At 48.6% G+C, this 22,845-nt stretch carries 24 protein-coding genes; 11 read left to right on the forward strand and 13 right to left on the reverse strand.

Going from position 1 to position 22,845, the window contains the following annotated elements; genetic code table 11:
- Nucleotides 1–69: 69 nt before the first annotated feature.
- Together WHR59_RS14730 and tssK are read right to left on the reverse strand one after the other, a co-directional pair.
- Nucleotides 70–1,041, reverse strand: coding sequence for a type VI secretion IcmF C-terminal domain-containing protein (locus WHR59_RS14730; protein ID WP_338843213.1), 972 nt, complete (start codon nucleotides 1,039–1,041; stop codon nucleotides 70–72).
- A 41-nt stretch (nucleotides 1,042–1,082) separates the two neighbouring features.
- Nucleotides 1,083–1,748, reverse strand: coding sequence for a type VI secretion system baseplate subunit TssK (tssK, locus tag WHR59_RS14735; RefSeq protein WP_338843214.1), 666 nt, complete (start codon nucleotides 1,746–1,748; stop codon nucleotides 1,083–1,085).
- A gap of 275 nt (nucleotides 1,749–2,023) precedes the next feature.
- Here tssK and pyrC point away from each other — a divergent pair, with 275 nt between their 5' ends.
- The 7 genes from pyrC (at nucleotide 2,024) to WHR59_RS14770 (ending at nucleotide 6,779) form a co-directional block, all read left to right on the forward strand.
- The gene (pyrC, locus tag WHR59_RS14740) at nucleotides 2,024–3,070 is read left to right on the forward strand and encodes a dihydroorotase (RefSeq protein ID WP_100194191.1); all 1,047 of its coding nucleotides are present in this window, start codon (nucleotides 2,024–2,026) and stop codon (nucleotides 3,068–3,070) included.
- Between the two features lie 65 nt (nucleotides 3,071–3,135).
- The gene (dinI, locus tag WHR59_RS14745; protein ID WP_043015891.1) at nucleotides 3,136–3,381 is read left to right on the forward strand and encodes a DNA damage-inducible protein I; all 246 of its coding nucleotides are present in this window, start codon (nucleotides 3,136–3,138) and stop codon (nucleotides 3,379–3,381) included.
- A 340-nt stretch (nucleotides 3,382–3,721) separates the two neighbouring features.
- Nucleotides 3,722–3,976: a biofilm formation regulator BssS gene (gene bssS / locus WHR59_RS14750; RefSeq protein ID WP_003036154.1), complete on the forward strand. Its 255-nt coding sequence runs from the start codon at nucleotides 3,722–3,724 to the stop codon at nucleotides 3,974–3,976.
- Between the two features lie 114 nt (nucleotides 3,977–4,090).
- Nucleotides 4,091–5,209: an N-methyl-L-tryptophan oxidase gene (gene solA, locus WHR59_RS14755; protein WP_338843217.1), complete on the forward strand. Its 1,119-nt coding sequence runs from the start codon at nucleotides 4,091–4,093 to the stop codon at nucleotides 5,207–5,209.
- 51 nt (nucleotides 5,210–5,260) lie between these two features.
- Entirely contained in the window at nucleotides 5,261–5,374 is a 114-nt protein-coding gene (locus WHR59_RS14760; RefSeq protein WP_003846814.1) for a YceO family protein, read from the forward strand.
- 261 nt (nucleotides 5,375–5,635) lie between these two features.
- The gene (locus WHR59_RS14765; protein WP_338843218.1) at nucleotides 5,636–6,202 is read left to right on the forward strand and encodes a cytochrome b; all 567 of its coding nucleotides are present in this window, start codon (nucleotides 5,636–5,638) and stop codon (nucleotides 6,200–6,202) included.
- A 1-nt stretch (nucleotide 6,203) separates the two neighbouring features.
- Nucleotides 6,204–6,779, forward strand: coding sequence for a YceI family protein (locus WHR59_RS14770; protein WP_043015888.1), 576 nt, complete (start codon nucleotides 6,204–6,206; stop codon nucleotides 6,777–6,779).
- A 45-nt stretch (nucleotides 6,780–6,824) separates the two neighbouring features.
- Here WHR59_RS14770 and WHR59_RS14775 read toward each other — a convergent pair whose 3' ends face one another.
- On the reverse strand, nucleotides 6,825–7,877 hold the full coding sequence (locus tag WHR59_RS14775; RefSeq protein WP_043015887.1) for a rhodanese-related sulfurtransferase: 1,053 nt from the start codon (nucleotides 7,875–7,877) through the stop codon (nucleotides 6,825–6,827).
- Between the two features lie 220 nt (nucleotides 7,878–8,097).
- Here WHR59_RS14775 and WHR59_RS14780 point away from each other — a divergent pair, with 220 nt between their 5' ends.
- Both WHR59_RS14780 and mdtG read left to right on the forward strand, forming a co-directional pair.
- Nucleotides 8,098–9,018, forward strand: a complete 921-nt coding sequence (locus WHR59_RS14780) for a Kdo(2)-lipid IV(A) acyltransferase (RefSeq protein WP_043015886.1) — start codon at nucleotides 8,098–8,100, stop codon at nucleotides 9,016–9,018.
- 155 nt (nucleotides 9,019–9,173) lie between these two features.
- Nucleotides 9,174–10,394 (forward strand): multidrug efflux MFS transporter MdtG, encoded by a 1,221-nt coding sequence (gene mdtG / locus WHR59_RS14785; RefSeq protein ID WP_043015885.1) that lies wholly within the window; start codon nucleotides 9,174–9,176, stop codon nucleotides 10,392–10,394.
- A gap of 61 nt (nucleotides 10,395–10,455) precedes the next feature.
- Here the strand turns inward: mdtG and WHR59_RS14790 are convergent, their stop codons facing one another.
- A complete protein-coding gene (locus tag WHR59_RS14790) occupies nucleotides 10,456–11,787 on the reverse strand; it encodes a sensor domain-containing diguanylate cyclase (protein WP_080625402.1) in 1,332 nt (443 codons plus the stop codon).
- Between the two features lie 692 nt (nucleotides 11,788–12,479).
- Here WHR59_RS14790 and WHR59_RS14795 point away from each other — a divergent pair.
- The gene (locus WHR59_RS14795; RefSeq protein ID WP_043017882.1) at nucleotides 12,480–12,857 is read left to right on the forward strand and encodes a MysB family protein; all 378 of its coding nucleotides are present in this window, start codon (nucleotides 12,480–12,482) and stop codon (nucleotides 12,855–12,857) included.
- Here WHR59_RS14795 and WHR59_RS14800 read toward each other — a convergent pair whose 3' ends face one another.
- The 3 genes from WHR59_RS14800 to mdoG form a co-directional block, all read right to left on the reverse strand.
- A complete protein-coding gene (locus WHR59_RS14800; RefSeq protein WP_233592435.1) occupies nucleotides 12,858–13,061 on the reverse strand; it encodes a YceK/YidQ family lipoprotein in 204 nt (67 codons plus the stop codon). It abuts the gene before it with no gap.
- Between the two features lie 99 nt (nucleotides 13,062–13,160).
- Nucleotides 13,161–15,689: a glucans biosynthesis glucosyltransferase MdoH gene (mdoH, locus tag WHR59_RS14805; RefSeq protein ID WP_087050873.1), complete on the reverse strand. Its 2,529-nt coding sequence runs from the start codon at nucleotides 15,687–15,689 to the stop codon at nucleotides 13,161–13,163.
- A complete protein-coding gene (gene mdoG / locus WHR59_RS14810; RefSeq protein ID WP_087050897.1) occupies nucleotides 15,682–17,217 on the reverse strand; it encodes a glucans biosynthesis protein MdoG in 1,536 nt (511 codons plus the stop codon). Before mdoG ends, mdoH begins: the two co-directional genes overlap by 8 nt.
- A 271-nt stretch (nucleotides 17,218–17,488) precedes the next feature.
- Here mdoG and mdoC point away from each other — a divergent pair, with 271 nt between their 5' ends.
- A complete protein-coding gene (mdoC, locus tag WHR59_RS14815; protein ID WP_199994865.1) occupies nucleotides 17,489–18,649 on the forward strand; it encodes a glucans biosynthesis protein MdoC in 1,161 nt (386 codons plus the stop codon).
- A gap of 24 nt (nucleotides 18,650–18,673) precedes the next feature.
- Here the strand turns inward: mdoC and WHR59_RS14820 are convergent, their stop codons facing one another.
- From WHR59_RS14820 to csgB, 6 genes are all read right to left on the reverse strand, one after another.
- Entirely contained in the window at nucleotides 18,674–20,113 is a 1,440-nt protein-coding gene (locus WHR59_RS14820; protein WP_087050875.1) for a phospholipase D family protein, read from the reverse strand.
- On the reverse strand, nucleotides 20,097–20,639 hold the full coding sequence (gene ymdB, locus WHR59_RS14825) for an O-acetyl-ADP-ribose deacetylase (protein WP_047412151.1): 543 nt from the start codon (nucleotides 20,637–20,639) through the stop codon (nucleotides 20,097–20,099). Before ymdB ends, WHR59_RS14820 begins: the two co-directional genes overlap by 17 nt.
- 100 nt (nucleotides 20,640–20,739) lie before the next feature.
- Entirely contained in the window at nucleotides 20,740–21,060 is a 321-nt protein-coding gene (locus tag WHR59_RS14830; RefSeq protein ID WP_043015877.1) for a type 1 fimbrial protein, read from the reverse strand.
- A 151-nt stretch (nucleotides 21,061–21,211) separates the two neighbouring features.
- Entirely contained in the window at nucleotides 21,212–21,544 is a 333-nt protein-coding gene (gene csgC / locus WHR59_RS14835; RefSeq protein WP_043015876.1) for a curli assembly chaperone CsgC, read from the reverse strand.
- A 61-nt stretch (nucleotides 21,545–21,605) separates the two neighbouring features.
- Nucleotides 21,606–22,055: a curli major subunit CsgA gene (gene csgA / locus WHR59_RS14840; protein ID WP_043015875.1), complete on the reverse strand. Its 450-nt coding sequence runs from the start codon at nucleotides 22,053–22,055 to the stop codon at nucleotides 21,606–21,608.
- A gap of 40 nt (nucleotides 22,056–22,095) precedes the next feature.
- Complete coding sequence (gene csgB, locus WHR59_RS14845; protein ID WP_043015874.1) at nucleotides 22,096–22,551, reverse strand: curli minor subunit CsgB; 456 nt, start codon at nucleotides 22,549–22,551, stop codon at nucleotides 22,096–22,098.
- Between the last annotated feature and the right edge of the window lie 294 nt (nucleotides 22,552–22,845).

Genomic DNA, 22,845 nt, shown 5'->3' on the forward strand with positions numbered 1-22,845 from the left:
CGAGTTGCGTTGAAGTGACATAAGAGGGACACATTCGTCAGGAACGTATTTGAGCATCTGAAGGCTGGGCTAGTTTATTCCGGCGTCTGAATTTCGTTGGCGACTCACCAAAAAAATATCCTTCGGCAGGACAAAACCTCGCAATTTTAATAATGCCAGCGGCCCACCGCCTGGCCCAGTGCGCATTAACCAACACAGTTTTTTACCGTCTGGCACACTGAGGGTGAGTTGCCACATTCCATCATCACGTTTCTCCGCTCGTCCTTGTTCCAGCCAACGAATTAAGCCTAATTCTCCCGGATAGTCCCCGTAAAGATTTGCCCCTCCCTGCGTGGTTGTCCAGGTCAGCATGGCGCCGGGTCTCTGGCTTTCTCCCGGCCAACGGAAACTCTGCCAGCTTTCCATCTGGTTAAAGTAGTGCAGTCGCTGTCCGTCAATGGAAAGTATCGTTTCCACAACGTCCGGTACTGGGCGCGCGCGCAGCTCAAAACGCATCCCCTGACTACCATCAGCAAATAAGGCGTCGCGAACCTCACCAAGACGGTTAACGGCTTGGATAAATTCCGGATTAATAATTAATCCCTGGGTATTCATTTCGTCTACTTCCCAGCGACGCCCCTCACGGTGCATTAGGCCCGCGAGATTCTCATGAAGAAATTGGTCGATCTTTCCGGAATCACGTCGAATAAACTCAGCCAGAACCGGCAGTGGAATATCACTGCGCCCCTCACTCACCGGATATCGGCCATCTGTTGCTTCCTGCCAGTCAGAAACAACCGTACGTTGCCAGCTCTCATTTATTCCCGCAGCCGATGGTTGCAGGACCTGCTCCCATGCCTGCGTCAAGGGTTGCACAAAAAGCGCCTCACCAAAACCACTCCACTCCTCTCCTAACCCCGCTGCTAACAAACTGCCATATTCCCGCGTATCGGTAAGATCAATATTTTTGCCCTGAAACACCGTCTGTGCCAGTTGCTGCATCATGACCTGCGGATCGGCTGAATGAGTGACCTGGAGCAGCTTCAGGCGGACTCGGGTCACGCGAGTGAGAAATGTTTGAAAACTTAATGAGGTTTCAGTCGTTAGGTTATTCGGCGTATCACCCTCAAACGGATAATGCGAGCACGCAGTTGCGTCAATAAAACCTCTGTCTTGTCGCACAACCCGTGATTACCGTGCATCGCCAGCAGCGGAGGGATGAACGTCCCATCAAGGACATAGTTACCCTGTACGTCTTTTAATATCCGAGCCACCGGGCAGGTGAGGTAATTGGCATTATCCTGAGTTGAAAGCCGTAGCGTGAGTTCATGTTGCATCACCGCCATCGGCTTTATGTCATCATCAAACTGGTTGCGTACATCGCGCCACACCTGGCGGTAACGCACCGGATATTCAGCAATGTCTTCCGGTTGCAGGCAATTACGGTCATTCGAATAAAACTGAGGAAGGGCCAACAGCACTGTGGCTTCGTTTGTCTCCCCCGTCAACGTTAACGTTGGAGGTAGGGCATCCATCTGCTCAGTATCTATCTGAGTACCGTCCTGAAATCGTAAGTTCAGGCAAAGGGGTTTCAGTTGCCCTTGTGTCAGTACTTGTGAATCAAATTCTGCACGCCATACCCCCCACGGATGCATAACGCTCATTTGGGCTATACCCTGGTCATCACGGGAATTAAGCAACGTTTGCTGTTGAAAATACTGGGGAGAAAGGAGGATCCCTTTTGTCCATAGCGGACGAAAAATCTTCATTGCACCTCCTGTGCCATAACATTTTTATTCAAACATCCAGAAATAAAATAGATTAATAAAAATCATTTGTTTTATGATTAATTATATCAATATATATAATTACACACTGAAATAAAAAAATTAAGTCTTAATTAACGATTAAACATTTGGCGCGTTGGCAGTGTGATACTGCTGGTGACGCTTACAGACAGCGCGCTTTTTTTCGTGCAAACGAAAACGTTTCCGCTTATCCTTTGTTTCCGGCAAAAAAGACTATCCTCAGCCGGAGCATATTGATGACTGCACCATCCCAGGTTTTAAAGATCCGCCGCCCAGACGACTGGCATCTTCACTTTCGCGATGGCGACATGTTAAAAACTGTCGTGCCCTATACCAGTGAAGTGTATGGCCGCGCCATTGTCATGCCGAATCTGGCTCCGCCCGTCACCACGGTTGACGCGGCTATCGCTTATCGCCAGCGAATTCTTGATGCAGTACCTGCCGGACACGACTTCACGCCATTAATGACCTGCTACTTAACGGATACGCTGGATCCCAACGAACTGGAACATGGATTTAACGAAGGCGTTTTCACCGCTGCAAAACTCTATCCGGCCAATGCCACCACCAACTCGACGCATGGCGTAACCTCGATTGACGCCATCATGCCGGTACTGGAAAGGATGGAAAAATTGGGTATGCCGCTGCTGGTGCACGGAGAAGTGACGCATGCGGATATTGATATTTTCGATCGTGAAGCACGCTTTATTGAAACGGTGATGGAACCACTGCGTCAGCGTTTAACTGCGCTGAAGGTGGTGTTCGAGCATATTACGACTAAAGATGCTGCCGACTACGTGCGCGACGGTAACGAGCTTTTGGCTGCGACCATTACGCCACAGCACCTGATGTTTAACCGCAACCACATGCTGGTCGGTGGGATTCGCCCTCACCTGTACTGCCTGCCGATCCTCAAACGTAACGTCCATCAACAGGCGCTGCGAGAGCTGGTTGCCAGCGGGTTTAACCGCGCCTTCCTTGGTACCGACTCTGCGCCGCATGCGCGTCATCGTAAGGAGTCTAGCTGTGGCTGTGCGGGCTGCTTTAATGCGCCGACCGCGCTGGGCAGCTATGCCACCGTGTTTGAAGAGATGAATGCGTTGGCGCATTTCGAAGCCTTCAGCTCACTCAATGGCCCACGGTTCTATGGTTTGCCAGTGAATGAGACCTTTATTGAGCTGGAGCGCGTGGAGCATCAGGTCCCGGAGAGCATTGCACTGGACGATGATACGCTGGTGCCTTTCCTGGGTGGCGAAACGGTACGCTGGTCAGTAAAAAATTAAAATAAGTGTAGCCAACTGAGGTGATTAACTGTATAAATAAACAGTATATTCCACAGGGGGCTACTATGCGTATTGAAGTCACTATTGCTAAAACTTCACCACTACCCGCCGGCGCAATTGACGCGCTGGCAGGTGAACTCTCCCGCCGTATTCAGCACCATTTTCCGGATAACGAAGGTAACGTATCCGTGCGTTATGCTGGCGCAAACAATCTGTCGGTTATTGGTGCGAGCAAAGAAGACAAAGAACGTATCAGCGAGATCCTCCAGGAGACGTGGGAAAGCGCGGATGACTGGTTCATCAATGAATAAATAATGATATGCAGTGATGTTTGTTTGCCGGGTCGCCCCGGCTTTTTTATACACGCCATCTTTAAATCAATAGCGCATTCCTGCTGGCGAACTTATATTTTAATAATCAATCCCTGGTTATCTTTTAACCACAACACCAAAATAATTGTGCAACATGCTAAAAAAAAATGAATAACATGTTGGTTTCTTACTCAGATAACGCTGAAAACAAAAAATTTATGCGCTCCCCTCTTTAAATTTCCAATGAATACCCTTATTTATTGATATACTGAAGTTGCTTCAGAAAAAAACGCATTGAACCTCGAAAACCGTTGTCTAGTAACACGAATTAGGGGGCATGATGGAAAAGAATAATGAAGTCATTCAGACTCATCCGCTTGTAGGATGGGACATCAGCACCGTTGATAGCTACGATGCGCTGATGCTGCGTTTGCATTACCAGACCCCGAATCGTCCAGATCCGGATGGGACTGAAGTTGGGCAAACGCTCTGGTTAACCACTGATGTTGCCAGGCAATTTATTTCGATATTAGAAGCAGGAATCGCCAAAATTGAATCCGGCGATTACCAGGTAAATGAGTATCAGCGACATTAAATCTGATACCTCCAACCATCAAAAGGCACCTTATCGGTGCCTTTCTTATTTCCAGGTTGAATATTCCGGGTCAGTTATTTACCCTGCTACTATCGCGATTGCAGAGAGAAGCGGATGAAATACGACTTAATCATTATTGGCAGCGGTTCGGTAGGCGCCGCAGCCGGATACTATGCCACTCGCGCCGGTCTGAAGGTTCTGATGATCGATGCGCATATGCCCCCGCATCAGCAGGGCAGCCACCACGGCGACACTCGATTAATTCGTCATGCTTATGGCGAAGGCGAAAAATACGTTCCTCTGGTACTGCGGGCGCAGGCATTGTGGGATGAACTGTCCACCCAAAATGAAGAACCGATTTTTGTTCGCTCTGGTGTAATCAACCTCGGCCCGGCAGATTCAACCTTCTTAGCGACCGCGGCACAAAGCGCAAAACAGTGGCAACTCAACGTTGAACAACTGGATGCTGCAGCCATCATGGCGCGCTGGCCGGAGATTCGCGTACCTGAAAACTATATCGGCCTGTTTGAAGCCGAGTCAGGTTTTTTACGCAGTGAGTTAGCGATTAAAACCTGGATCCGTCTGGCGGAAGAAGCAGGCTGCGCGCAGCTATTTAAATGCCCGGTCAGCGCAATTCGTCACGGTGATGATGGCGTCACGGTAGAAACCGCCGACGGTGACTATCACGCGCGAAAAGTGGTGATCAGCGCCGGTACCTGGGTGCAGGCATTAGTTCCTGAACTCCCTATACAGCCCGTGCGCAAGGTGTTCGCATGGTATCAGGCCGATGGACGTTACAGCGTCAAGAATAACTTCCCTGCCTTCACCGGAGAGCTGCCAAATGGCGATCAGTATTACGGTTTCCCGGCAGAAAACGATGAGCTAAAAATTGGCAAGCACAATGGTGGACAGGTAATTCATTCTACAGAAGAGCGTAAGCCGTTTGCCGCTGTTGCCAGCGATGGATCTGAAGCCTTCCCATTCCTGCGCACAATTCTGCCAGGCGTTGGTTGCTGTCTGCACGGTGCGTCCTGCACCTATGATAACTCACCGGATGAAGACTTTATTATTGATACTCTGCCGGAGCATGACAACACGCTAATCATAACCGGGTTGAGCGGACATGGCTTTAAGTTTGCCTCCGTGCTGGGAGAGATTGCGGCAAACTTCGCCCAGGACAAACAGTCTGACTTTGACCTGACCCCCTTCAGGCTAAGCCGTTTTAAGCGATAATAAATGATGGCCTCGTTGGTGAGGCCATTTTTAATGACAGGAATAACATCGATGCGCCGCATCTTTCACTATCTGGTTAATAATATTCGCGAGCATTTTATGCTCTACATTATTTTATGGTCGCTACTGGCAATTATGGATGTTATATATATTATGTTTTTTTGATCTCATTACGCTGACATTAATTGACATAAACTGATGTTAGTTGAATTTTCATTGCATTAAATTGAATAAGAAAAAAACCTACAAACCCCGAAAGCAGGCCTTGATACTCGCATTCCTCTCTAAATGCCTGATGATAACTTCACAAGTCAATCAATTATTTTGAGTTAACAATAAATATCAGCGCCATTGTTATTTATTAGTTGCATTAATGTCTTTTCCGCGCCATTTTCATTCACTTCTGAAATATCTAACGGTGTGCTTATGCAATTCAATAATAGTCCACAACGCTATGGCATAGTGTCTGCCGTATTACACTGGCTGACTGCGATTGTTGTATATGGCATGTTCGCGCTGGGTTTATGGATGGTCACGCTCAGCTACTACGACGGCTGGTATCACCAGGCCCCTGAACTGCATAAAAACATCGGCGTTCTGCTTATGATGGGATTAGTCATCCGCGTCGTCTGGCGATTGCTCTCCCCTCCACCTCCTGCGCTGGCAAATTATTCCCGTTTAACCCGCATCGCTGCGGCAGTGGGTCACCTCGCGCTATACACATTGCTCTTTTCTATTGTCATCAGTGGATATTTGATTTCCACCGCTGATGGCAAAGCGATAAGCGTATTTGGTTGGTTTGACATCCCAGCGACCCTTGCCAATGCGGGCGCTCAGGCCGACCTCGCAGGTAGCCTGCACCTGTGGCTTGCATGGTCCGTGGTGGTTTTATCGCTTCTGCACGGACTGATGGCCCTGAAACATCACTTTATCGATCACGACGATACCCTCAATCGCATGTTGGGAAAATCGTCATCTGACAATGGAGCTTAAAATGAAAAAAAACCTGCCTGGACTGACACTCGCCGCTTTGTTATTCACCGCTGGCTCGGCCGTGGCGGCAGATTACAAGATTGACAAGGAAGGACAGCATGCCTTTGTTAATTTCCGTATCCAGCATCTGGGTTACAGCTGGCTGTACGGCACCTTTAAAGATTTCGACGGTACATTTACCTTTGATGAGAAAAATCCCGCAGCCGATAAGGTCAACGTGACCATCAACACCAACAGCGTTGACACCAATCACGCTGAACGCGACAAGCACCTGCGCAGCGCAGATTTCCTTAACGTGGCCAAATTCCCACAGGCGACGTTTAGCTCCACCAGCGTGAAAAAAGAAGGGAACGATCTGGATATCACCGGTAATCTGACCCTGAACGGCGTCACTAAGCCGGTTACGCTGGACGCGAAGCTGATAGGTCAGGGCGGCGATCCGTGGGGCGGTACGCGCGCTGGTTTTGAAGCACAAGGGAAAATTAAACTGAAGGACTTCAACATCACCACCGATCTCGGTCCGGCGTCACAGGAAGTGGATCTGATAATCTCAGTGGAAGGTGTCCAGCAGAAGTAAAACATGAGTTGCCGGATGAGGTCTTACCCCTCAGCCGGCATCATTTTATTGCGTGGGATCCGGAATGCCCAGCTTGGTATTCAGGCGACCGCGTGATTTATTAAAGATTTTGTTGCCATTTTCGCGGCCAGCGCGACGACGTCGTTGCTCTTCTTCCGGCAACTCACTCTCTTCGCTGCACAACTCGCTACAGCAGCCGTTATATTTTTGCGCACAGGCCGGGCACTGGATAAACAACAGATGGCAGCCATCATTTTTGCAATTGGTATGGCTGTCGCACGCCGTTCCGCATTGATGGCAATGCGCAATGACATCTTCAGAAATTCTTTCACCCATACGCTCGTCAAAAACGAAGTTTTTACCGACAAAACGCACCGGAAGTCCCTGTTCACGCGCCTTGCGGGCATATTCAATAATACCGCCTTCGATGTGCCAGACTTTGCTAAATCCGTTGTGTTTCATCCATGCGCTGGCTTTCTCACAACGGATCCCGCCCGTGCAATACATAACGATTTTTTTATCTTTATGCGCCTGCATCATTTCAACCGCTTTCGGTAACTGATCGCGGAACGTGTCTGCCGGGATTTCCAGCGCATTCTCGAAATGGCCCACTTCATATTCATAGTGGTTGCGCATATCAATGAATACCGCGTCAGGATCGTCCAGCATGGCGTTTACTTCTGCCGCCTTCAGGTAATCCCCCACGTTGCTGGCGTCAAATTGCGGATCGTCAATCCCATCCGCCACGATGCGTTCACGTACTTTCATACGCAGCACCCAGAACGATTTACCGTCATCATCCAGCGCGATATTCAGACGCAATCCGTTTAATGCGGGATCAAACGCATAAAGCTGCTGGCGAAATGTCTCGACGTTGCTTTGCGGTACGCTGATTTGTGCGTTGATTCCTTCATGAGCAAGATAGACGCGCCCGAAGACGTTCAATGCGGTGAACATCTGGTACAGTGCATCACGCGTGTGCTGAGGGTGGGTAATAGTGAAATATTTATAGAATGAGATCGTCGTGCGCGGCTCAGTCTCGGCCAGCATTTTGGCTTTGAGGGCGTCGTTCGAAATGCGGTTGTGTAACACTGGCATGGTGTACGTATCCTGCAAATTGGAAGTAAATGGAAATCGGCGGCATCATAAAGCAAACATCGCCAATTTACATCCACACATTTTGCGCTACATTTCTTACTTCAATATAAACGCGCGACAACAATTGTTGGTTTAATCACCGTTCTCCCGTCACAAATTTTTGAAATGCACGAAAAAATGCGACAATACAGGGAATTGGTCGTTTGAAGACAGGATAGACATGACGAATTTACCCAAGTTTTCGGCTGCGTTACTGCATCCACGTTATTGGTTAACCTGGCTGGGCATTGGCATCCTTTGGTTAATCGTGCAGTTACCCTACCCGATTCTTTATAAGTTGGGCTGCGCATTAGGTCGCCTGGCGTTACGTTTGATGAAACGTCGGGTAAAAATTGTATCCCGCAATCTGGAACTGTGCTTTCCGCAGATGAGCGAGCAGGAACGCCAGCAGATGATCGTCAAAAACTTTGAGTCCGTTGGCATGGGCGTGATGGAAACCGGAATGGCCTGGTTTTGGTCCGACAAGCGTATTTCACGCTGGACGGAAGTTATCGGGATGGAGCATATCCGCGACGTTCAGGCACAAAAGCGGGGAATTTTGTTGGTGGGTCTGCACTTTTTGACCCTTGAACTGGGTGCGCGTCAGTTTGGTTTGCAGGAGCCAGGTATTGGTGTGTATCGCCCTAACGACAACCCGCTGCTCGACTGGCTACAAACCTGGGGCCGTATGCGTTCGAATAAATCAATGCTCGACCGTAAAGACCTGAAAGGAATGATTAAAGCGTTGAAAAAAGGCGAAGTGGTCTGGTATGCGCCGGATCATGACTACGGTCCTCGCGCCAGCGTGTTCGTACCGCTTTTTGCTGTTGAACAAGCCGCAACGACCTCCGGGACCTGGATGCTTTCGCGTATGTCCAATGCCTGTCTGGTCCCGTTTGTTCCTCGCCGCAAGCCTGACGGTAAAGGGTATCAATTGATTATGCTGCCTCCGGAGTGTTCTCCGCCGTTAGACGACGCGGAAACTACGGCTGCGTGGATGAATAAGATTGTTGAGCAATGCATCATGATGGCTCCTGAGCAGTACATGTGGCTGCACCGTCGCTTCAAGACGCGCCCCGAAGGCTCCCCTTCCCTGTATTAAATCGCTGTTGCAGCCCTGAGGGCTGCAACACTTTCCCTGCCCGCTTTAGGTTTAACTGCTATCCGCATTGCAGCAACTATCAACCAGGCGCATAATTAGTCTGCTTACTTATATTCAATCGATAGCGCAAACAGCGCGTCACACTGCGGAACGCTATGTCACCCTCAGATGCTCCCATAAACTGGAAACGCAACCTCACCGTTGCCTGGCTGGGTTGTTTTTTAACCGGCGCAGCATTTAGCCTGGTTATGCCCTTTTTGCCGCTCTATGTCGAGAGTCTGGGCGTCACGGGTCATAGCGCCCTGAACATGTGGTCAGGCCTGGTCTTCAGCATCACGTTTCTCTTTTCCGCCATCGCCTCTCCTTTCTGGGGTGGCCTTGCCGATCGCAAAGGGCGAAAAATCATGCTGCTGCGTTCCGCGTTGGGCATGGCTATTGTGATGCTGCTGATGGGCCTGGCGCAAAATATCTGGCAGTTCTTGATCCTGCGCGCCCTGTTGGGTCTGCTCGGCGGTTTCATTCCCAACGCTAATGCGCTGATCGCTACCCAGGTTCCGCGCAACAAAAGCGGCTGGGCGCTGGGTACGCTCTCAACCGGAGGCGTCAGCGGCGCGCTGCTCGGACCGTTAGCCGGCGGGCTGCTCGCGGATCAGTACGGTTTACGCCCGGTATTTTTCATCACTGCCAGCGTGCTGCTGGTTTGTTTTATCCTGACGCTATTTTTTATCCGCGAGCGTTTCCAGGCGGTAAGCAAGAAAGAGATGCTGCACATTCGCGAAGTGGTAACCTCTTTAAAGAACCCAAAACTGGTGCTGAGCCTGTTTGTCACTACGCTTATCATTCAGGTAGCAACCGGCTCTATTGCGCCCATTCTGACGCTATACGTTCGCGAGCTGGCTGGTAACGTCAGTAACATCGCTTTTATCAGCGGGATGATTGCCTCCGTTCCGGGTGTGGCTGCGTTAATAAGCGCCCCAAGGCTTGGCAAACTCGGTGATCGAATTGGCCCCGAGAAGATCCTGATTGTGGCTCTGGTCATCTCCGTGCTGTTGCTTATTCCAATGTCATTCGTACAGACGCCCTGGCAATTGGGGGTTCTGCGCTTTTTATTGGGTGCCGCCGATGGGGCTTTGCTCCCGGCGGTACAAACGCTGCTGGTCTATAACTCAACGAATCAGATCGCCGGGCGGATTTTCAGTTATAACCAGTCATTTCGCGACATCGGCAACGTAACAGGACCATTAATGGGGGCGGCGATATCTGCCAACTATGGTTTTCGCGCCGTCTTCTGTGTGACCGCGGGCGTCGTACTATTTAACGCCCTCTACTCATGGAATAGCCTGCGCCGTCGCCGGAGTCCTGAGGCCGCAGGATGATTTGAGTGTATTTATCATCTCAGAATCGAATGATATTTTTCACCCGACACTCATTTAAGTCTTAATTGTAATAGTAACATACCTTATTCCTGCCAGTATTTTTGGCCTCATACAGCGCAGCATCTGCATATGAAACGACTTTGTCCGCTGATTCATCATCAGTTTTGCTACAATATACGCCAATACTTATCGTCATTTTTTCTTTCAACTCATACGCATTTGGTATTGCCGTACCATTCTCAATATTCCGTCTAATTCGTTCCGCTATCACAATAGCTTCATCTTTATCGTTACACTTAAGCAGGATCGCAAATTCTTCGCCACCTACCCTTGCAAAAATATCCGTATCCCTAATTGATTTATTGATAATATTGACAACACTGATTATTACTCTGTCACCTTCCTGATGACCGTAGGTATCGTTAATCCGTTTAAATTTATCAATATCCAACACCATTACACTCACTACGCCTTTTGCTAACGCTGATTTTAATGACCTGTAGAACAGTTTGCGGTTATATATTTTCGTCATTGCGTCTTTAATAGCTGAATCCGTTTCTTTTTTCAGGATGATGAAGGTGTTGTACATAAGTATTGATATTATACACAGGGTACTTATTACCTCAATGCCCCTGCTGACATACCAAATATACATGCTGTATTCATCCAGACTCAGAAGTAGTACGTTGGTTAATATTCCCGAGCAACACAGCAACCCTATGCTTTTCCACAATATATTTTTCATTCTGGTTTTAATGATTAAATACAACAGAACCAGACTCCAGGACACAATAAGTGAATAAATATACCCAATATGCCAGTGCACCGTGACATTATCAGGTTTCAGGCTTGTGATCTCGATTGTAAAATTAGGGTTGTAACTGGCCAGAATGTGCGCCACAACAGCGATTACCAGCATGATTAAAAAAGCCAGAACGATATAGCAAGGTTCTCTTTCGTTGGTTTCAATAACTGTCGAAGTTTCTTTGTAAGACTTTAAAGATATGAATAACAATGCTATAAAACTGACCTGTCGAAAATAATAGAATATAGCAATATCGTTTGTTCTTTTTTCGATCGAAACATTGTCATTAATCAAATTCTGAACGATGTAGATAGTCTCAGCAAAAAAAACATCATTCCCAAGAAATGCCATTCCTAGTATCATTAAGCAGGTGAGATCTTTTCTACAAAGATACTGGAACAACATAAACAGGAAAATTATTCCGTATAAAAAGAATAGCCCTACAATTATAATTAAATATACTGTTTGCGGTACACTCTGTATTGTTAATTTAAATTGTGTAAGACACACCCCCCCAAGAATATAACCAGCCAAACAGATTACATAGAAAGCCATCAACCTTCCATTATTTGAATTACTGTTATCCATAACAACCTTAGGAGAATTCTTAATTTTGCATTTTATATATTAAAGCATTAATTTTTGCAAACATTATAACAGCACAAGTTCAATGATATTGATTCATTCCCAAATTAATGATTTTATATAGATTTATAACATCTGGTATTAATCATCTATTATTATGTATGCTTTTGAAACGCTCATCAAAGCGTTAACAAAGTCCATACACTAAGGATACCTTAGCATTACCATTGATGCTTGCTGGTTTATTGTTTTTCAATAATTGCATATGCAATACTCCCGACCGTAAAATTAATTTTCTCCTTTGATTTAAGAGTGTTATAAAAAATTCAGTGCATGACTGCCTGCAGGAATCCACACAAAACCTTAGCAAAAGCCTGTTGGTGATAAAGGTTTTCTTATATGACGTCCGCTTTTATTTTTTTGATTTTCATTACTACATTGCAAACCACATACATTACTATTTTTTCTTGATTTTTTTTCCTGATATTACGTCGACTTCAGTATCTGCCAATGTAAATTTTTGCATAAACTACCGAGATTACTTTTATCCAGCTTCATAGACATTGCAGGCGGTGATCATCTGATTGAGTTAGCCACGCTGCCAACGGGTTTGACGCTCTGCGAATCGCCGTCTATAGATTGAATCATCACCCTTTATTGTTCGCCTTAGGAGAAGGAATATGGCAAAGAATGACATGAATTTTTATGCCACGCTGGAAGAGGCTATTGATGCGGCTCGGGAAGTGTTTCTGGCTGATAACCCTGACCTTGAGTCAGACGACGCCAGCGTTCAACAGCTAAGCGTCCAAAAATACGTGCTACAGGATGGTGACATTATGTGGCAGGCGGAATTCTTTGCTGACGAGGATGATGTAGATGGTGAATGCCTGCCAATGTTGAGTGGCGAAGCCGCGCAAAGTGTTTTTGATGGTGACTACGATGAAATTGAGATTCGTCAGGAGTGGCAGGAAGAAAACACGCTTCACGAATGGGATGAAGGTGAATTCCAGCTGGAGCCTCCCCTGGATACCGAAGAAGGTCAGACCGCAGCCGATGAATGGGACGAGCGATAGTTATTCGTAAGGTCCATGGTGAATGTCGAGCGGTAGCAGCAGCGTATCAAATACCAGCGAAAATGGCAGGTCGAGGATGGTGACGTAACGCCACGCGGAGTCACGTACATCCCATTGCACACCAGGATAGTATTGGTTTCCGTGCCCTTGTCCTGGGATAGTTCGGCTAATAATGCTGCCGCATCCGCTCAGGAAGATCACCATAATCCCTACTGCTACTATTCGCACCTGATATCTCCCGCCTCTTTTATTCAGTATAAAAAAATACCGGCACCAGGCCGGTATTTTCACATTATATAACGCTTATTTTTTCCTGAGCGCCAGCGGATTCAGGGTCAGCCCCTGATAGTAATTCACCCATGAAGAATACTTATCAGGTGAATTCCAGACGCGATAGTGCAAACGCGCCATCGTCACCGGATCGCTCAACAGCACCAGGCGGCGGTCACGGTTTAGTTTCTCCGGCGTTTCATTCAGCGCCTGCTCCACATGGCGGTCGCGGGCAATCTCAAGTACGTTACTCGCACGGTGACGCGCAGTCGCCATTGCCGTTGCCAGTGCGTTAAATGACGGGTTAAACACCGCATGCATAAAGCCGTCGTCCAGCGTACGCTTGCGGTTCATCCCCAGATAGGTATCCGTATCCACCAGCACCTGCGGCGGAGAATACTCTTCCGGGATCAGGAACAGCTTCCAGCGCTTGGTACGTAACCCAACCGTAGAGCGGCTGGAAATAACGGACACAAACGGCGACAGGATCAGCGAGAAGACAATCGGCGCCAGCCAGAACAGGAAACGCAGATCCAGCCAGGCCATACCCACCGCCCACACCAGCCCCAGCAGCAACTGAGACCCGTGACGCATAAACGCTTCACCCCACGGGGTCGAATCGTCATCACGCTGCGGCGAATTCCACACCACTTCCCAACCGAGGAAAGCACTCACGACGAAGACGGTATGGAACAGCATACGCACCGGCGCCAGCAGGACGGAGAACAAAACCTCCAGCAGCAGCGACAGCGTAACGCGGATAAACCCACCGTACTCTTTCGTTCCTTTACACCAGATGAGCAAAATACTCAGCAACTTCGGCAGGAACAATAGGACCATCGTTGAGGCAAACAGCGCGATTGCCAGTTCAGGTCGCCATTGCGGCCATACTGGGAATAGCTGACGCGGTTGCAGGAAGTACTGCGGTTCAGTCAACGCATGCACCACCTGCAATGCGGTCGACAACGCGAGGAACATAAACCAGAGTGGTGCCGACAGATAGGACATAACGCCAGTCAGGAACACCGCGCGGTGAACCGGGTGCATCCCCTTCACCAGGAACAGACGGAAGTTCATCAGGTTGCCATGACACCAGCGACGGTCACGCTTGAGTTCATCCAGCAGGTTCGGCGGCAGCTCTTCATAAGAGCCCGGCAGATCGTAGGCAATCCACACGCCCCAACCAGCACGACGCATCAATGCCGCTTCCACGAAGTCATGGGAGAGGATCGAGCCCGCAAATGAGCCTTCGCCCGGTAACGGCGCGAGTGCGCAGTGCTCGATAAACGGCTTCACGCGAATAATCGCGTTATGACCCCAGTAGTGCGATTCACCCAATTGCCAGAAGTGAAGCCCGGCGGTAAACAGCGGTCCATAAACACGGGTCGCAAACTGCTGGCAGCGTGCATACAGTGTATCCATACCGGAAGCCTTCGGTGAAGACTGAATAATCCCGGCATTTGGATTCGCTTCCATCAGGCGCACCAGCCCGCTCAGACAGTCGCCGCTCATCACGGAGTCCGCGTCCAGCACGACCATGTAGCTGTACTGATTTCCCCAGCGGCGGCAGAAGTCATCAATGTTGCCGCTTTTACGCTTCACACGACGACGACGACGGCGATAGAAAATCTGCCCTTCGCCCTGCACTTCGGCAATCAGCTCCATCCATGCTTTTTGTTCTGCCACGCAGATATCAGGATTGTAGCTGTCGCTCAGGATATAAACATCGAAATGCTCAGCGTTGCCCGTTGCTTTGACCGATTCCCACGTGGCGCGAAGTCCCGCAAATACGCGGTCTACGTCCTCGTTACAGATAGGCATAATCAATGCCGTACGATGTTCGGGATTCAGCGGTTCGTCACCAACCGTTGAGGCCGAGATGCTGTACTTATCTCGCCCAATCAGCAGTTGTAGGAAGCCCATCAGCGCGGTCCAGAATCCCGCTGATACCCAACAGAAAAGCACGGCGAACAAAATCAGAATGCCGGTCTGGAGCATGTAGGGCAGCAGTTGCATAAAGGAGACCCACAAATCCTGCCCCATCATGTCTACAGGATTAATGAATGCCCACCCCTGATACGGAAGGATCGTCTTCATATACCAGGTTGCTACGACCGTTTGCGCCAGAGTTAAGATCAACAGCGTATAGCGGCGAATGGTGCCTACGGTACGCCATTTTTGCTCACTCTCTTGTTCTTCTTTCGTCAACCGAGAAAGATAACGCGGAGTCACATCGCGCCCACGCAGACGGTCCCAAAAACGGCCAACCGGGTTGGTACGCCAGGGATCGGGGAACATAGAGGTACGCGTTGCTTTTGGCATCGCCTGCAGTTGATCGCGGCCCTCATCATCCTTAACCAACTGCTCTTTAGCCAGAGAATCCGGCCACGCTTGCTCAAGGCGAGCTTTTACAGAACCCTGCGGTGAATCATCTTCGCGCGAGTAAGTACGATGCTCGGCATCCAGCGCCTGATGAACGGCGCGGATGTCAGTTTTCGGCAGTGCCGCTTTTTCGATATCCGAAAGCGGCATTGCGTCAATATACTCAGTTGTCTTATTCATTGGCAGGTAACTGGTAGCTCCAGGTTTCACTCAGCGTCTGATCGGCATTGACCAAGGCAGCACGCATTTCAGTGGTTTTCTTCACGTCTTTCACTTTCACGCGCAGCATCAAACGCCAACCTTTAGATACCGGATTGTAGCGCACGGTGCTTTCAACGATTTCGCCGTTGTCGCCAATACTGGTTTGTGCGGTAACCGGGGTATCCTGCGGCAGCTTTTTCATATCTGTGCCGGTAAAGTCCACCACAAACGCGATGGTACCGTCAGGCTGACGAATCAGGTTGGACTGTTTTACATCACCGGTAGAACGACGAGTCTGCTGTACCCAGGCGCTATCAGGCGCATGAAGCTTGTCTTCATCACGCGTGAACGTCAGTGTGTACTTGAAGTTCATCTCTTTGCCGGCTTCTGGCAGTTGATCCGGCGTCCAGTACGCAACGATGTTATCGTTAGTTTCATCGTTAGTTGGGATTTCAACTAACTCAATCTTACCTTTACCCCAGTCACCTTTTGGCGTGATCCAGGCGCTTGGGCGCAGATCGTATCGATCGTCGATATCTTCAAAACGAGAGAACTGACGGCCACGCTGCAGCAGGCCGAAACCTTGCGGGTTTTCCATGGCGAAGCTGCTGACCGCCAGATGTTTCGGGTTATTCAGCGGGCGCCAAATCCACTCGCCGTTGCCAGCGTGGATAGACAAACCGTTAGAATCATGCAGTTCCGGACGATAGTTAGTCGCCGGAGAAGGCTGGTTTGGTCCGTACAGGAACATACTGGTTAACGGTGCTACGCCCAACTTGCCTACTTTATCGCGCAGATAAACTTTGGACTGAACATCAACTACCGTGTCACGGCCAGGAATGATGACAAAGCGATACGCTCCGGTTGCACGCGGAGAATCCAGCAAGGCATAAATGGTCAAACGTTTATCAGTTGGTTTCGGACGCTCGATCCAAAACTCACGGAAGCGGGGAAACTCTTCGCCAGAAGGCAGAGCGGTATCAATCGCGAGACCGCGCGCAGACAGACCGTAGACCTGGCCGGCACCCAGAACACGGAAATAGCTGGCACCGAGCATGCTGACGATTTCGTCGTTTTTATCTTTGCTGTTGATCGGATACAGCACTTTGAACCCGGCGAAACCGAGATCTTTTACCGTGTCTTTATCATGCTGAACATCGCCAAAATTAAAATAATCCGGGCTGTATTTGATTCTTTTCACCGCGGTGGCGGTAACTTCGTTGATTTTGACCGGTGTGTCGAAGTACATACCCTGGTGGTAGAACTCGAGCTTAAATGGGGTCTTGAGATTGCTCCAGTAAGCTTTATCGCGGTTAAACTGGATCTGCTGATAATCCGCATATTTCATGTCGCGGAAAACGGAGGGCAAGTTACTTTTTGGCGCCTCATAGCCTTTACCGGCTAAGGATTGAGCTTGTTTTGCAACATCATCAATGCTGAACGCCCAGCTCGATGATGTGTACAGCGTTAACATAACTGCTGCACCCAACCAACGCATTTTCATCATTTGTAGTTTATGTTTCATAATTAGTAAGCACTTCCCCCTTTGTGTGCTTATATTGATCCGATCCATTTTAATGGATAATCGGGTATTCCGACAACTGAATCCCTGTATTGTTCGCGCGCTGGCTCATGGTTTAATCAGGTTCAACTACCTGTTTTCACTTTGCGTGCTTATCCTGGAGACAGGTTGTTGGACTTCGTGTAGGGTTGCCCTCGAATGTAACCATTATTCGTCTTAGGGATAAGACGAAAAGTCTGAGAATACATAACTGTCTATGAGCTCTGTATCACCACCACGCGAATATTTTCTTGATTCCATCCGTGCCTGGCTAATGTTGTTAGGGATCCCATTCCATATTTCATTGATTTACTCGACCCACACCTGGCACGTGAACAGCGCGGAACCGTCGTGGTGGTTGACTCTGTTTAACGACTTTATCCACGCTTTTCGCATGCAGGTCTTCTTTGTCATTTCAGGTTATTTTTCCTACATGCTGTTTTTGCGCTATCCCTTAAAGCGCTGGTGGAAGGTGCGTGTAGAACGCGTGGGGATCCCAATGCTCACTGCGATTCCATTGCTTACGCTGCCGCAATTTATCATGCTGCAATATGTAAAGGGAAAAGCAGACAGTTGGCATACTCTCAGCGGTTACGATAAGTACAATGCGCTGGCCTGGGAGCTGATTTCCCATCTGTGGTTTTTACTGGTTCTGGTGGTGTTAACAACCGTGAGCATGTGGGTGTTCACCCTGATGAAAAACAGGCTTACGCAAAGCGATTCCGCCAGCGCGCCTGCGGTGTCAATGACTAAATTAACGCTGATTTTTATCTTGTTGGGTGTCGGCTATGCCGCCGTCAGAAGGACGATTTTCATCCTTTACCCTTCGATTCTCAGCGATGGCATGTTCAATTTTATCGTTATGCAAACGCTGTTCTATGTGCCTTTCTTTATGCTCGGCGCACTGGCGTTTATCAACCCGAATCTGAAGGCGTTGTTTACCACGCCGTCGCGCGGTTGCACCCTGGGCGCTGCATTCGCATTTGTTGCATACCTGCTCAATCAGCGTTACGGCAATGGTGATGCCTGGATGTATGAAACCGAATATGTCATTACCATGGTCATGGGACTGTGGATGGTGAACGTCGTCTTTTCGTTGGGTCACCGTTTGCTTAATTTCCAGTCGGCCCGCGTGACCTATTTTGTCAACGCGTCGCTGTTTATCTATCTGGTGCACCACCCGTTAACGCTGTTTTTTGGCGCTTACATCACACCGCATATCTCGTCGAATCTGCTGGGTTTTCTTTGCGGTTTGCTGTTTGTGGTTGGGATTGCGGTCATACTGTACGAAATCCATTTACGTATACCGCTGCTGAAGTTTCTCTTCTCGGGTAAACCGCCCGTGAAGCAGGATAAAAACAAGGCCGTGGCAGGCTAGATTTTCTCGCATTCATCGTGTGGCTCAAAGCAGCCACTCAATGGGTAACACGGATGCCAGCTTTACCAGAACCCGCTTCCAGAATCCTGTGGCGGGTTCTTTTTTTAATACCTGTTCACTGCCGGCAAGTCGGTCGACCCAATTAATTCTTCCCCAACGATCAAGGCGCAGCTGCCAGGCCATATCACGCTGGCTTTGCATAAACCGTTTATGAATCAATCCGGCCAGCACTTCACTTTCAATCACAAATCCCATTTCCGTATTGAGTAGCGTCGAACGGGGATCAAAATTAAGCGAGCCGATAAACACTTTGCGATCGTCAATACTGAACGTTTTCGCATGCAGGCTGGAGCCTGAATTACCTGTTAATCCACGATCGTGAACGACCGAAACGCGATCGCGGGTCGGTTTAAGTTCGTACAATTCTACACCGTAGCGCAGCAGTTTTTTTCGCCAGCGCGCATAGCCAGCATGGACGATCGCCACATCATTCGCCGCCAGTGAATTGGTTAAAATAGCAATCTTGACGCCTTTTCTTACCAGTCTCAGGAGCTGCGCCACGCCGGCGCGAGTCGGCACAAAGTAGGCAGAAATAATATCAATACGTTCGGTTGGCGAGCCCATCACGTCAAACAAACGCTGCGGTAATAGCGAGTGGCGCGGCGCTTTCCCTTCTCCTTTTGCAGGATCATCGCTCAGCAAACGTGTTTTCGCCCAAATCAGCGGCAGCGAACGTTGATCGACACTGGACATAAACTGGCTGGTTTCCAGCTTATGCAGATAGCGACGGGTAATATCATCGTTATACCAGGATTCGGGTAGCTCGATACGTTGCACAGAATCTGACTCAGACATCTCAAGCACGTTTTGCAACGTTGAAACCGAGCGGCAGCGCCAATAACGCTCGAAATCATCCGCAACATCTTTGACAACCGGTCCGATAGCCATGACATCCAGGTCGGAAAACAGCGGTTGTTCACCCGCACCAAAATAGGCATCGCCAATATTACGCCCACCAACGAGAGTCACTACACCGTCAGCGGTAAAACTTTTATTGTGCATGCGACGATTAAGCCGGGCAAAATCGGTTAAATAGCCCAGCGCGCGCAGAATGCGAAAGGAAAAGGGATTAAACAGGCGAACTTCAATATTAGGGTGATTGTCCAGCAGACGCAGCGTGTCATCCAGACCTGGCGTGTTGTTATCATCCAGCAACAAACGCACCCGGACGCCCCGCTTCGCCGCAGCCAGCAAAACGGAAAATAGCAATAGCCCGGACATGTCGTTTTCCCAGATGTAATACTGCACATCAAGGGTACGTTCCGCCATTTCCGTTAACCGATAGCGAGCTGCAAACGCATCGAGGCTATCATCCAACGCAAGAATGCCGCATTCTCCCGGGTGGTTTTCGCAAAGTGGCGTAATGGCGCGCTCAAGTCGGGTCATATCAGTCCGTGTTATCATCGCCTTGTTGTGTTAGCAACCTCTTATAAAGTTGAGCGTTTTCTTCATCAAAGCACACGAAGTATATCTGATCAGGAAGTGCGCGGCGGGTAATAAATTTCAACACCGTTTTTACCGCTATTTCTGCCGCTGCGGCGCGGGGATAGCCATAAGCCCCGGTGCTGATCGCCGGAAAAGCAATGGATTGATACCCATTAGCCAGGGCCAGTTGCAGCGTGTTTAAGTAAGCTTCCTCGAGTCGTTCGGCCTCATGATGACCTCCACCTTGCCAGACAGGTCCTACGGTGTGGATGACCGCTTTTGCCGGAAGGTCCCCCGCCAGAGTGATAACCGCATGCCCCGTCGGACATTCTCCTTGTTGCTGGATTACCTGTTTGCAGGCCGCCAATAATGCGGGTCCGGCAGCGCGATGGATCGCGCCATCAACGCCACCGCCGCCCAGTAGTGATGAATTGGCCGCGTTGACAATCACATCAACAGCGACCGTCGTAATATCGCCATGTAACACATGAACACGCGATTGCATAAGTACCCCCTGACAAAACACTATTCGTTAAGTGTACAGCAGGGTTTTCCTTGAAATCTCACTTTTTAACCGCAAGTGTGCATATCTACGCCACAGCGACTCATTTATATTCAATATTAAGAATTGCCATGTTTTTTTGTTCATTGAGGTAGTGCATTTTGACTGTGGCAATTTGTTGCACGTTCTGAGAGGTTGTCGCGAGCTGTTGTTGATTGTAGAGGCTATTCCGGGTAGTGCCGTCACGCATACATGATAATTCAATTTGCTGCTGCTGGGTGTTCACGTCGCAAGGCGATTCAACGATTGCACCGCGAAAATGAATAACCCCGCCGGTTGTGATTTGCTGCGCCATTGTGGGGAGAGTCAAAAGAGAAAAAGTACACAAACTGGCACTTAAAATACGCTTTAATAATGTACACATAAGGGTTCCTCAATGATTAGCCATCCTTGAGGGATCGAAATGATCCTTCACCGCTGCGATTAACGATCAAATACAAACGTTCACACGTTTCTATATTCATAGAACAGCACCGCATTCCCAGCCACACCCTTAATGCAAATAAAGCAAAAAATTATGGATGACTGTTTGAGTCAGGCCATTGTTGTGATAGATGCAGAGACTGCCCATCTGAAACGGTAACGATAATTTTGACCGAATCCTCAGGTGAAATATTAAAGCTCAGTTTGGTTAATTCAATCGGCCGATTAGCAGGGACCGAAAGGCTTGTTTTCTGCTGCGATTGGCTTTGTCCCCCCTGCCCTTTGCGTACGGCAAGGACTTGTACCTCACATACGCAAGGTTGAGTTAACGTCACCTGAGGAATAATGGTGTACATATCACCTTGCTGAGTTGTATTAAATGTTATTTGATTTGCCAGCGCGGCAATGAGTAATAACGTATGCATCTTATTCTCCCGAAAAAAAAACAGGGCTCACGCCCTGTTTATTATCAGTCATAAAACTGAATTAGTGTTGGTTAGCTGTGGCGTTGTTGCCAAATCCAACCTGGCGGATCAGAACGTTGGAGTCAGATGCAGTCTGATTAACCAGCGCACCGTTACGGCCACCGAACTGGGTTACACTAATATCAGCATTTTTAGCATTCCACTGATCGATAGTAGCGCTGTTCTGGAAGCCAGTCTGTTTCAGGTTAATGGTACTGTCATCAGCGCCCTGACCCACTACAGCCCCGTTGCCACGCCCGTTTTGTGTGATGGTGACATCTGATTTACGAGCATCACTTTGCAGAGCATTCGCTACGTTGCCAGTCCCATATTGGTAGATACTCATTGAAGAGTCCGGGCCATAGTTACTACCGCCACCATGATGATTGCCGCCCCATTGCGGAACAACACCAGCCAGAGCACTGCCAGAAACTACGATTGCTGCGAATGCTGCCACTTTTAAAAGTTTCATGGTAAACCCCCATCGGATTGATTTAAACGTCGTTAATGGATTAGCGTTGAGTAACGCGAATTGCCATTTGCGACTGTCTCTGCACCACAACTGCTGTTTTTTGTGTACCGTACTGAGTAATATTGGCTTTATTACCAGAGCCTTTCTGGATAATCACCGCCGTATTACCGTATGACCCTTGTTTAATACTCGCATCATTGGAACTACCCGTTTGATCAATATATGCAAAGTTATATGATCCAGTCTGGTCTGTTTTCGCTCGGTTACCAGAACCTTCTTGCGAAATAACCGACAATAACTTCGAGCCCCCCTGGCGAATATTTGCACTGTTCGCAGTGCCAACCTGACCAATAATGGCTGCCTGATTAAATGAAGACTTACTTAATTCATTTACCGCAAAGTTATATTCTGAATTAGCCAAGTCATAACTTGTTGCGGATGCAATCCCAGGCACACCCAGCATTGTAAACATCATAAATAACAACTTGTTTTTCATGTTGTCACCCTGGACCTGGTCGTACATAAGGTTAAATTATTTACCACTCAAATTGTTGTTAACGTGACTTACATTTGTTAACGCCACGTTACGATGAAGAGTATGTCCGTTGAAACATTTTAAATAACTCACCCGCCAGTTGTATTTTTATATCCAGATTCACACCAAAGTACTAATTAACAGCAGAGAACACCGTTACTGCGCTGTTTTTTATTTCTTCTGTAACCTGAAGATTGAATTTCTATGCAGTAACAAAAAAACGCCTCTCCCGCGTTTTCTGGGCCTTGCAGATGG

It is taken from the genome of Citrobacter europaeus (assembly GCF_037482245.1).
GTDB lineage: Bacteria > Pseudomonadota > Gammaproteobacteria > Enterobacterales > Enterobacteriaceae > Citrobacter > Citrobacter europaeus.